6 protein-coding genes, 1 tRNA gene and 3 pseudogenes are annotated in these 10,335 nt (G+C 66.0%); 2 read left to right on the forward strand and 8 right to left on the reverse strand.

Annotated elements, in window-relative coordinates; translation table 11 throughout:
* Positions 1-208 precede the first annotated feature (208 nt).
* The 3 genes from ACXAHD_RS29190 to ACXAHD_RS29200 all read right to left on the reverse strand — a co-directional run bounded on the left by ACXAHD_RS29190 (position 209) and on the right by ACXAHD_RS29200 (position 2,933).
* Entirely contained in the window at positions 209-1,759 is a 1,551-nt protein-coding gene (locus ACXAHD_RS29190) for an MmgE/PrpD family protein (protein WP_281551232.1), read from the reverse strand.
* Between the two features lie 4 nt (positions 1,760-1,763).
* Entirely contained in the window at positions 1,764-2,819 is a 1,056-nt protein-coding gene (locus tag ACXAHD_RS29195) for a diacylglycerol/lipid kinase family protein (RefSeq protein ID WP_281551233.1), read from the reverse strand.
* A 29-nt stretch (positions 2,820-2,848) separates the two neighbouring features.
* Positions 2,849-2,933, reverse strand: a tRNA-OTHER gene (locus ACXAHD_RS29200).
* 206 nt (positions 2,934-3,139) lie between these two features.
* On the opposite strand from ACXAHD_RS29200, the gene ACXAHD_RS29205 reads away from it, so the two are divergent.
* Together ACXAHD_RS29205 and ACXAHD_RS29210 are read left to right on the forward strand one after the other, a co-directional pair.
* Positions 3,140-4,138: a bifunctional lysylphosphatidylglycerol flippase/synthetase MprF gene (locus tag ACXAHD_RS29205; RefSeq protein WP_281551234.1), complete on the forward strand. Its 999-nt coding sequence runs from the start codon at positions 3,140-3,142 to the stop codon at positions 4,136-4,138.
* Between the two features lie 28 nt (positions 4,139-4,166).
* Positions 4,167-4,334: a hypothetical protein gene (locus ACXAHD_RS29210; protein ID WP_281551235.1), complete on the forward strand. Its 168-nt coding sequence runs from the start codon at positions 4,167-4,169 to the stop codon at positions 4,332-4,334.
* 115 nt (positions 4,335-4,449) lie between these two features.
* Here the strand turns inward: ACXAHD_RS29210 and ACXAHD_RS29215 are convergent.
* The 5 genes and pseudogenes from ACXAHD_RS29215 to ACXAHD_RS29235 all read right to left on the reverse strand — a co-directional run.
* Positions 4,450-4,593: pseudogene (locus ACXAHD_RS29215) on the reverse strand (IS5 family transposase); the annotation flags it as partial.
* A 109-nt stretch (positions 4,594-4,702) separates the two neighbouring features.
* Entirely contained in the window at positions 4,703-6,484 is a 1,782-nt protein-coding gene (locus tag ACXAHD_RS29220; protein WP_475054642.1) for a reverse transcriptase/maturase family protein, read from the reverse strand.
* Positions 6,485-7,019: 535 nt separating this feature from the next.
* A pseudogene (locus ACXAHD_RS29225) lies at positions 7,020-7,712 on the reverse strand (IS5 family transposase); the annotation flags it as partial.
* A gap of 498 nt (positions 7,713-8,210) precedes the next feature.
* Positions 8,211-8,521 (reverse strand): annotated as a pseudogene (locus ACXAHD_RS29230) (transposase family protein); the annotation flags it as partial.
* 217 nt (positions 8,522-8,738) lie between these two features.
* On the reverse strand, positions 8,739-9,536 hold the full coding sequence (locus ACXAHD_RS29235; protein WP_281551237.1) for an AfsR/SARP family transcriptional regulator: 798 nt from the start codon (positions 9,534-9,536) through the stop codon (positions 8,739-8,741).
* Between the last annotated feature and the right edge of the window lie 799 nt (positions 9,537-10,335).

Here is a 10,335-nt window from a genome sequence, read left to right on the forward strand (position 1 = left end):
GCCACATTACTTACGGTAACCAAGTTGGAGATCTTTCGCGTTTACGGATTGCGTTGAACCGACCTGGAAATAGTTTTGGGAAGTCCTCCAGAATCACGGAAAGCAGCCGCAGTCCAGGAAGACGTCGAGAGGTGTCCGGCGACCGGTCGAGCCGACGAAACATGAGACACGTGGACGGCGCCGCCGACGCGACTGGGTACCGCGAGGGTCAGCGCAGGGCGTCGCGGACCAGCCCCGCCAACCGTCGTGGGGTGATCTCGGCAAGGTGCTCGAACTCCTCGGCGACGTCGGCAGCGCCGCCACTGGCAGCGAACTTCGCGCGGACCAGTTCGCGGTGGGACCGGCGGGTTTCGGGCCCGGCGCCGCCAATCGGGATCATCTGTTCCCTGCTCACCGACCGCCCGTCGTTGAGCCAGACCACGAGCCGGGCCGGGGTGGCCTTGGCCGCGTGCCGGAAGGAGACCAGAGCCGGCGGAAGTTCGTCCGGCTGGGCCGTCCCGTCGGTGCCGACGCCGCAGCCGTCGGGTAGCGCCGATCCTGCCAACTCGTCGCCGACGAACTGACGCAGCCATGGTCGGGCCCGTTCGCCCGCCTGCAACAGGGCGGCGCCGAACGGAGCGACAGATTCGAGCAGGGCCGACGTCATCGCCGGATCGTGCCGCAGGCGCACTCGCCGGGCGAGTGTCCAACGCGCCGGATCCGCGATCGCCGGGTGGTCGAAGTCGGCCACGGTCAGGTCGCCGGTCAGTAGCGCCGTGGCGACCGGATAACCGGTCGAGAGGAGCAGCGAGCTGAGCGGGCTGGCCGGGCCGTCGAGGTAGTCGCCCACCTGCTCTGCGGCGAACAGTGTGTACACCGACGCCGCGACCTCGACGTCCACGATCGCGGCCGGGTCGACCTCGCGATGCAGCGCGATCGCGCAGTCGACGGCCGCGTCGATGCCCGGGCCGCCTGGACGGAGCTTGAACGAGAGCGTCTCGGTATGCCAGCGTTGTCCCAGCAGGTCGGTGACGACCTGCGGGACAGGCACCGACGCGAACCGTGCGAGGAATCCCCGGGGATGCTCCAACAGGTCTGCAGGACCGGTCAGGCCGGCGATGGCACCGTCGCAGGCGTCCATGGCCGAGCGCACCGGTACCAGTACGTGCAGCAGTTTGGCCTCACCGCCGAGGAATCCGTGCATGACCGGCCAGGGCGGGGCGGCGAGTGCCAGACTCATCGCGTCGGCCCAGCACTTGGCGGGTGCCTTCACGCAGGCGAACCGCCCGGCCACTGCGCCGACGAGATGGGTGTGCATCGCGCTCTGCCCCCGCAGCGGCCCCAGGGTGGCGGCGGCAGTGATCCGGGCGGCGCATTCGTTGGCCACGATCACGGCGGTCAGCAGGGTCCGCCCATCGATCCGGCCGGTGGCGGCGTAGGCCAGTGGTACGCCTACCGTGGACGGTGCGAGATGGCCGGCGTACGCGGTGTCGTCGAGATTCAGCCACGACCCCACGGCGGCCAGGGTCGCGGCCGAGTGCCGCGGATCCCGTTGGAGAACAGGGCCGTACGCGCGGACCAGCCTGCTGCCGAGAGAGTGCTGCAGCCCTGCTCGGATGGCCGCGATCTGAGCGATGATCTGGCTGATGCCGAGTTCGACCACCGGCTTCGGGAGGTCGGCGAACCGTACCTGAGCGGCCCACCGGGCGAGAGTGCCGAGCAGTGTCGGGCCGAGCTGGGCTGACGACGGCGCCGGTCGGTCGTGCCGCTGAGCGACCAACGACTCACCCCGCGCCCGGTCGGGAGCCGTCGGACCGGCCGAGTCGACCGGCCCGGCAGAATACCGGCAAGGCCTGCGGCAGCACGTCCAGCGTTACTGTCGGCCAGCTCATCGGCAGTAGCTCACCGTCGTGTTCGAACCACAGCGGGTCTCCTGCGGTGTTGCTGACGACGATCCGGCGGCCACGCGAGTACACCGTCCCCGGCCTGGCCAGATGCTGGGCGTTGCGGGTCAACTCGGGTACGTCCACCGGTGCGACGTCGGCGCCGATGACGCAGACGTCGAGCAGCCCGTCGTCGAGCACCGAGTAGGGCAGTACCTCATACTGGCCTCCTCGATGTCGGCCGCCACCGACGTTGGCCAGCACGGTGGGTCCTTCGTGTACGACCGTGCCGTCTACCTCGACCCGCCCCGGGTAGGCGACAAAGCCTGCAGCGGCCCGCGACAACGCCACCTGGTAGCGGGATCGGCCGGTCAGTGGTACGTCGGGGGCGATCGTCAGTGCCTTGGCGATGAGCCCAGAGCAGGCACCCAGCATCACCAGCGCGTCAGTCTCGACAAGCCGGCACAAGTCGAGCAATCGCACTTCTCCCCGGAGCCGGCTTCCGGTCCCTGCGGCGGCCGGGGTCGGCGACAACGCCGCCATCACGGCGTCCGGCCAGGGCAGGTTCCCCCATTGGGCGAGGTAGTTCGAGTTGCCGGTGCCGGCTGGAATTACCAGCAGGGCAGGTGTCGTGTCCGGCCTGTCCGGACTGTTGCCACCGGCCCCACTGACCGACGCCAGCCGAGTCGCCGCGACCAGACCGGCAACCACCTCGCGGACCGTTCCGTCACCGCCCACCGCCAGGACGATCTCCGGCCGGTCTGTCTCGGGACGGGTCGCGGCCCGCTGTGCGACCTCGGTTGCGTCGCCGGGTCCCGCGGTCAAATGGATCTCGACCCGCGCCACGAAGCGCCGGCACAGCGCAACCAACTTCGCCACCAGCGCAGGGCTGTTTGTGCCGGCCATTTGATTGGCGATCAGCAACGCACGGTGGACAACCGTCCTTCTTCGTCGCATCGAGGCTCTCTTCTGAACGTCGCCGGTTGCGGAGAGGGCAGGATTCGAACGCTGCGTGGGCAATGCCCGACCGGGCGGACCCGGCCCCCAATAGACCACTTCGGGTACCTCTCCTCATCAAAAGTCCGACCTCTGACCGATCTGCTTTCGACCTTCGGTCTCGCTTCCGATGTGACCAATCCTGCAGCCCCACGCTGACGACACACTGACAGACCACTGACACCTTCCGACCTGCCGTTACCAGCTGCGCCGACGCCCCCTTGACTGAGCCGGAAGCGCGAGGTGTACTCGATTCGATACTCCACGGACAGGAGCATGAAGTGACTGGCACCCTCACCACGGAAAACCCCGTCCTCCACGCTATTCGCAGCTTCACTACAGCGGAGAATCCGAGCTCCTTCCTGGCGGTAAGCGACGGAAACTCCTATTTTCAGCTACCTGACCATCAAGGAGTAATCGTCTACCGCAGGTCAGGACGTTTCCTCGTCCAGTTCGGTGGACCGTTCGCGCCTGCGGCCTCGTACCACGCCCTGCTCGCCGGGTTCCTCGCCATGGCCAGGGACGGTGGCCTCGACGTAGTGTCGGTTCAACTGCAGCAGACCGACGCTTCGATTTATCTCAGACATGGCTTCACCGTCAACCAGGTCGGCGCCTCGTGGGCACGCAGCCTCGCCGGCTTCTCACTGCGGGGGACGAAGTTCATGCAGCTACGCAACAAGATCTCGCGGGCGCTGCGGGCGGGGCTGACCATATCCGAGGCCACCGACGACCGGTGGTTCCCTGCGCTGCGGGAGATCGACCAGGTCTGGCTCCGCAGCAAGGGTGAGCACGCTCGGCCGCTGGAGTACCTGGTCGGGCAGTACGCCGACGCGATGCAGCCGCACCGGCGCATGTTCATCGGGTTCATCGACGAGACTCCGGTCGGCTATATCTCCTACTCGCCGGTGTACGGCAACAGGTCGGGCTGGATGCACGACCTGAGCCGGCGGCTGCCCAGCCGCCTACCTGGCATCATGGAAGCGATCAACATGCATGCGATCGACGCGTTTCGCACCGAGGGCGTCGACTGGATCCACTTCGGCTTCACCCCGTTCAGTGGGCTCCGCCGCGAGTGCGAGTTGCCCGGCCACGACCCCGGCTTCCGTTGCTTCATGGAGTTGCTGTGGCACCACGGCGAAGCGGTCTACCCCGCGCAGTCGCAGCTCGCGTACAAGGAGAAGTGGGCACCGGACCTTTTCATACCGGAGTACGTCGCCTTCCACGGGCCGGCGAGCATTGCGGGATTTGCCCATATATTCCGGGCATCGAACGCCTTCTAGCGCAGGCAGCCGTCACACAGGAGGAACAATGACGAACGACAGAGAAGCACAGCTCGCCGCAGCACTGGGCCGGGTCGTCGAACTGTTCGCCGCAATCTGCGCAGCACCAGACGACCCGACACTCGCCGCCCGAGCTGACGAGGCGCTGGCCGAGGTAAGCCATCTGGCCCTGGAGGCGCCCGCCGCCGGCGGCTGAGCGTTGCCGGTCAGGCGGTATGCCGCAGACCCGACTTGGGCCATTTAGTGCCTGCCGTGGATGAGCGCGGGTCTGAGAGGACGTCTGATTCACGTATTTTGCCGGTAATGCGGGTTTAGCCGTATCGCCAGGTTGGGGTGGTTTCGGCGGTGAGTCGTTTGGCGAGGTTGTCGATCATCGCGATGGTGATCATGCTGGCGGAGTTGTCGGGTCGGGCTTCGTAGTCGCGTACGAGTCGGCGGTGGTGCATAAGCCAGCCGGATGGGTGGGCCGCGCGGCGAGGTGCCAGCCGTTGGGCTGGTCCTTTTCCGCGCGGCCTCCCGCCGAACCGGATTTGATGGTTTCCCGATCGTCCGGCTCTCCAGTGACTACTGCGTGAGCGGTGTGGCTGGTTGCCCGGTATGGGCGAGGCTGTGGCAGGAAGCGCAGACCACGAGGGTCTTGCGTCTCCGGTTGGCCATGGCCTTGGCCCACTGGGGCTGTAGCGGCCCGGGTTGGCCGAGGTCGGCGAGTTTGCGGACGTGGTGGACTTCCACCTCGCCGGGTTGCTGGCAGACCTCACAGACGTCCGCGAGGAGTCGCGTGACGAGTTCCTTGTGCGGGTAGTCGACCCGGGACGGCTGGCGGTCGGTGACCGTCGCCGTTTTCTGCCGGTGGAGCGGTGTTTCACCGAACCGTGCGACCAGTGGCTGCCTGCCGTCGCGTTCGATGCGTGCCTCGAAGCAGGTGCGTGGCCCGTATGGTGTCTGGATCTTGGCCTTGTGCTTGGCCGCCATCTTCGTCACCGTCGAGCGGTGCTTGCCTGCCAGGGTCTTGAGCATGGAGGTCTCCATGACCCAGCGCAGCCGGTGAAGCCGGTAGACGTCACCGGCGAGCAGGTAGTACTGGACGATGCCCCGGTAGATGGCCCCGTAGGTGGCGACGATGGTGTGGTCGCTGCCGTTGGTCAGGGCCTTCTGCTTGGCGGGTTTGCCGCGGTGCAGGTAGGGGGCGGACTTGGCCTTGATCACGTCTAGGGGGACACGCAGCGCGACCTGACCGTTGATACGTCGGTGACGGCTGGTCTTCTTCGTGTCGTTGTGCTGGACGGTGATCTCGTAGCCGAGGAAGCGGGCCGCGCCTGTGCGGGCGTGGGTGATCAGCGTCTTGTCCTGGGAGAGTTCGAGCTTGAGGTCGTCACGCAGGAACTCGGCCAGGCGCTGTTTGATCTCCTCAGCTTCGGCCTTCGGGCCGGTGAACCCGAGCAGATGGTCATCTGCGTACCTGCAATACCGCAGCCGCCGGTATCCCGGATCGTCCGGGTCGGCGCTGGGCAGGCTGACCATCCGCCGTCGCAGTGCTCGCGCCAGTGGGCGGTCACCACGTCGCCGGGCCTTGGCCAGCTGGTTTTGCAGGTCCAGGTAGGCAGGGTTACGCGCCCTGCGTCCCCCTCGGGTGTACTCCGGAATCAGGACCGTCTCGACGAACTGGTCCAGCTTGTGCAGGTAGATCGAGGACAGGACCGGCGAGGCCACCCCGCCCTGGGGAGCCCCGGACAGAGTCGCACCCCATTTCCAATCCTCCAGGTATCCGGCCGTGAGCATGTTACGCACCAGCCGCAGGAACCGGTTGTCGTGGATCTTCTCCGACAGGATCGTGACCATCACATCGTGATCAAGCGACCCGAAGCAGTCGGCGACATCTCCCTCGATGAACCAGGCCGTCCCGGTCCAGGTGTTGGCGATCTCCCGCAGTGCGGTGTGACAGCCTCGCCGTGGCCGGAATCCGTGGGACCGGTCGGAGAACGCCGGCTCGTAGTACGCCTCCAACAACAAGCGCACCACCTCGCCGACGAGTTTGTCCGACCAGGTCGGCAGTCCCAGCGGACGGGTCTTCCCGTTCTTCTTCGGGATGTGGACCCGCCGGACGGGGGCGAATCGGTATCGCTCGTGACGCATCGCCGCGATGATGCGGCCGATCTTCGCCTGGGACATGCCGTCCACGGTCTCCTGCGTGACCCCCGGAGTCATCGCGCCGTGGTTGGCGTAGATGCGCCCGTAGGCCAGCAGATACAACTGCGGGTTGAACAGCTGCCGATACAGTTCGTCAAGCGGCAGACCGCGCCTGCCGCGCTCACGCAGGACACCCAGCACCGTTGCGGCGCTCTGCATTACGCATACCTCCCGATCTGGTGGTGTCCCATCACCTGGCCCCCTTCGCCCGTGTAGACGGCTTTCCCGCCCTCCCTGGCCGGGCGTTACTCCGGCGACTACTACGAGGCCTCCGTCGCCATAGGACTCGCGTCCGTTAGGCGATCCCGCGTTCGTCCCTGTCGTACGTAGCAGCGTGACGTAGGCGCCCCACTCATCTCCTTCAACACCCTCGCTGGGCGTCGCCCCGCGCTCTGGAGGTTGCGTCAGCCCACACTTCGATTCCGACGCAGAGCACAGCACCGGTTTCAGAGGTCTTTCCGGTGGATGGGAACTTGCATCGACTGGAGATTAGGGTTCAGGCAATCCAGCTTTCGCCATATCACGCGGGTCCCCCCCGGCACACCGTCCCTGACCGCTGGACCCGGTCGCCGGGTTAGCTGGCATGCTCTTGTCTCCTCAGCCTTTCAGCGTCAGGTAAGCCATTCGACCCAGGAACCTCCCTCCAAGTCCCTCCCGGCTGCACCGGGGATACAACAGGGCGCCTCGCGGCGCACAGGGTGCGTTCGACGACCCATCGGCGCTTGACCACGCTGAAGCCCTTGGCCTGTGGGTCCTTGGTGACGATCTCGACGTCGACGCCGAGTGCGGCGCCATGTTCGACGACACGGTTCTTGAATCCGGCGTCGGCCCAGGTCTTGGTCAGGGTGGGGTAGGCGGTGGTGGCCTGGTCGAGCAGGTCCATGCCGATGGCGTTGTCGCTGGCGCTGGCCGCAGTGACGATGACGGCGAGGAGCAGTCCGAGGGTGTCGGTGATGATGCCGCGTTTGCGGCCTACGATCTTCTTTCCGGCATCGGTGCCCTGTGTGGACAGCGGGACATTGGAGGAGGTCTTGACGCTCTGGCTGTCCATGATGGATGCGGTGGGTTGGATGGTGCGGCCGTGGTGGTCGCGGACGAGGCCGGTGAGGTGGTAGTTGAGTTCGGTGAAGATGCCTTCCTTACTCCAGGCGGCGAAGTAGCCGTAGACGGTGCGGTGGGGCGGGAAGTCGTGGGGCAGGTAGCGCCAGGGGATGCCGGTGCGGTTGACGTACAGGATGGCGTTGAAGATGTCGCGCAGGTCGTGGGTGGGGGTGCGGCCGCTGACGCCGGCGTCGGTGCGGGCCTGTCGCCAGGCGGTCAGGCGGGGTGCGATCAGGGCCCAGCGGGCGTCGGACAGGTCGGACGGATAGGCTCGCCGTTCGGTCATGCAGGAGGCCTACGGCGTCGGGGCGGCGGCTCGGCGGACGCGATGTCCGTCGATGTGGGGATCAATGTGAATCAGACACGATCCCGGGGTGAAATGCGGCGAAGCCGGGCGAGCATGTGGCTGCCGGTATGGTCTCTTTCTGGGTCGGGTCGGGCATTTTGCGACGCTGCCCGGCGTGCTGCGCCTCGTCGATGCCCTGGTCCGGGCCGGCGCCACGACCGTGGTCGCGCCACTCTGCCCGCGCTGCGAGAAACAGCGCCCGCTCAGCCGCCCGTTCAACAGCCTACGACTCTGCGCCGGCTGCACCCGCAAGGCCGTGGCCATGCAATGCGGTCGATGCGGGAAGCTGCGGCCCCCGGCCCGCCGCAACGACAACGGCCACCCCATCTGCCAGCCCTGCTGGTGGAATGATCCCGCAGTTGGAAAGCCTGCACGAGCTGCGGCGGCCTGCGCCGCGTCCCCGCGATGACCGAGGCCGGGCCGGTTTGCACCCGGGAGGACCTGCTGGGACAGCCGGTGTGTGCGTCGTTGGTAGCGTTCCAGGATTCCGGGGGTCTGCTCGCGGAAGGTCTGTCGGCAGCTGTGGGTAGGGCATACCAGGCGTCGTACCCGGACCCGGAGGACGACCTGCCGTCCGTCGACCGGCAGGTCGGTGACGCTCCGTAGGTGGTATCCGTGCACCCGCCCCGACTGAGAGCGCCGCACATCGGACAGACAGCAGTGCCGTGTGGAGTCCGTGCCCGCACCACGATCCGCTCGCCCTCGTCGACCACATCCTCGATGACCAGCGAGGAAAGACCCGAAAGCACTGTCTGCGCGAGCTTGTGGCGTCGATCACGCGGGTGTCAACGAGCCGGACGGCTCTTCGTCACCACCGGATCTGAGACCGGGCCGAAAAACTTGACCCGGCCCTGGCACCCGTCGTCGGCGGCTGAACGCTGCGGTCAGGCGGAATACCGCAGTGAGACGCATGTGTCTCTGCGGCATGAAGGCTCGCAGCGGCAGCAGCGCGCGGCCCCATCTGGGTCAGCCCACCCGGTCCCGAAGGATCAGGTGGTCCTCGTTGGGCCGCAGTTCCGGATCGTGGGACAGGATGGCCCGCTCGTGATTACGCAACATGGGAGACGGGTCGACCCCCAGTTCTTCTGCCATCCGGTTGCGCATCCACTGGTAGACGCTGAGCGCATCGGTCTGGCGACCGCACCGGTAGAGGGCCACCATCAGCTGCTCGCAGAGCCGTTCGTTGGGCGCCTCGGCACGGACCAGTGCAGTCAACTCCGGCACGATTTGTGTGTGCCCACCAAGCTGCAACTCGATGTCGAAGAGCAGTTCCAGGGCGGCGATCCGGGATGCCTCGATGCGGGCTGCGGCGGCCTGCGCAGTCAGCCCGACCGCAACGCCGCCGAAGACTGGGCCACGCCACAGCGCCAGAGCCGACCGCAGTCGGTAGGCGGTCTCGGCAGGGCACGACGACGCCACAGCTCTCGCGTCATTCAACGCCGACGTAAAGGTCATCGCGTCCACGCTCGCGCCGTCCAAGGCGAGACGATAGCCGCACGTCTGGGCCTGGAGCCGGGACGCAGCACGCTCGGGCTCGATCGACTGGAGCTTCCGTCGTAGCCGGCTGACGTGCGCCTGTAGCGCGTTCTCAACCTGATCAGGCAGATCATTTCCCCACAGCTCGGCTATCAGCATACCGGCCGAAGCCGCCTGCCCCTCAGCAGCAAGCAAGGCCGCCAGAAGCGAACACTGCATTCCACTTCGAAAGTGGATCAATTTATCCCTGGATCCGACCGCCACTCTACCCAGGATCCAGAACTCCATGCCAACCCCTCCAGTGCGTTCGCTTGCCGGCCACGACAGAACCAGAGTTGAACTATGCCCCCGCATCAATGGAGCAGCTTGAACCAAGGAAGTGAAATGCTAGCAACAAGAAGGCTCCGCTCACCCTCCCCAGTGAGGCTACCTGTAGAAGTTGCACTCGTCAATGGTATCGATCATTTCCGAAGCAGTGACGCGGTATATCAGGCAGAAGAATGACCGAACTAGGACAGGTAACCGTCAAGCGATACGATCGACCCTCCAACCAGTTGCAGTAGCAGGAGATGCATACACACTGCCGCGCAACCCAAGGTGGTCAATTACGTGCCAGGTAGGGCATCGGATCGACCTGACGACGATATGCACAACGAGCTACGGTCGGCCACGCCGACGAAAAGCTCCCGACAAGGCGGACACCGACCAGTCGTCACCCTGATAGCTCGCCACTGGAGCAGGTCGTCGCCGCGCGCGGTCCGGGACCCGCCTTGCTCCAGAGCCCAACACAAGACACTTTCTTGATCCACCCTAAGCACCCATCCATCACCATGGGTGATGCCAATGGACATCAAGAGATTTGTGTCACATCGCACTGCTATCGCATTATAGGATGTACTCTGCCAAAGAGTGCATCCTGCCGGGCAGGACGCAGCGTGGACCGCAGTGGCCACGATCGGAGCCCAACCGGATCCAGCGTGCGCACCAACGACGTCACTGAGCCTCGATCCACCGATGAAGGTCGGACCGGCAGGACCCCGGCTATAGAAAGTGCCCTCTGAACTGGAAGGATAGGAGTTCTGACGCT

Source organism: Micromonospora sp. ABR4_055 (assembly GCF_056160425.1).

Excerpts from the sequence above, each read along its gene's own strand:
- ACXAHD_RS29195 (WP_281551233.1), bottom strand. The coding sequence starts at position 2,819 with ATGCGACGAAGAAGGACGGTTGTCCACCGTGCGTTGCTGATCGCCAAT.
- ACXAHD_RS29210 (WP_281551235.1), top strand. The coding sequence starts at position 4,167 with ATGACGAACGACAGAGAAGCACAGCTCGCCGCAGCACTGGGCCGGGTC.
- ACXAHD_RS29220 (WP_475054642.1), bottom strand. The coding sequence starts at position 6,484 with ATGCAGAGCGCCGCAACGGTGCTGGGTGTCCTGCGTGAGCGCGGCAGG.
- ACXAHD_RS29235 (WP_281551237.1), bottom strand. The coding sequence starts at position 9,536 with ATGGAGTTCTGGATCCTGGGTAGAGTGGCGGTCGGATCCAGGGATAAA.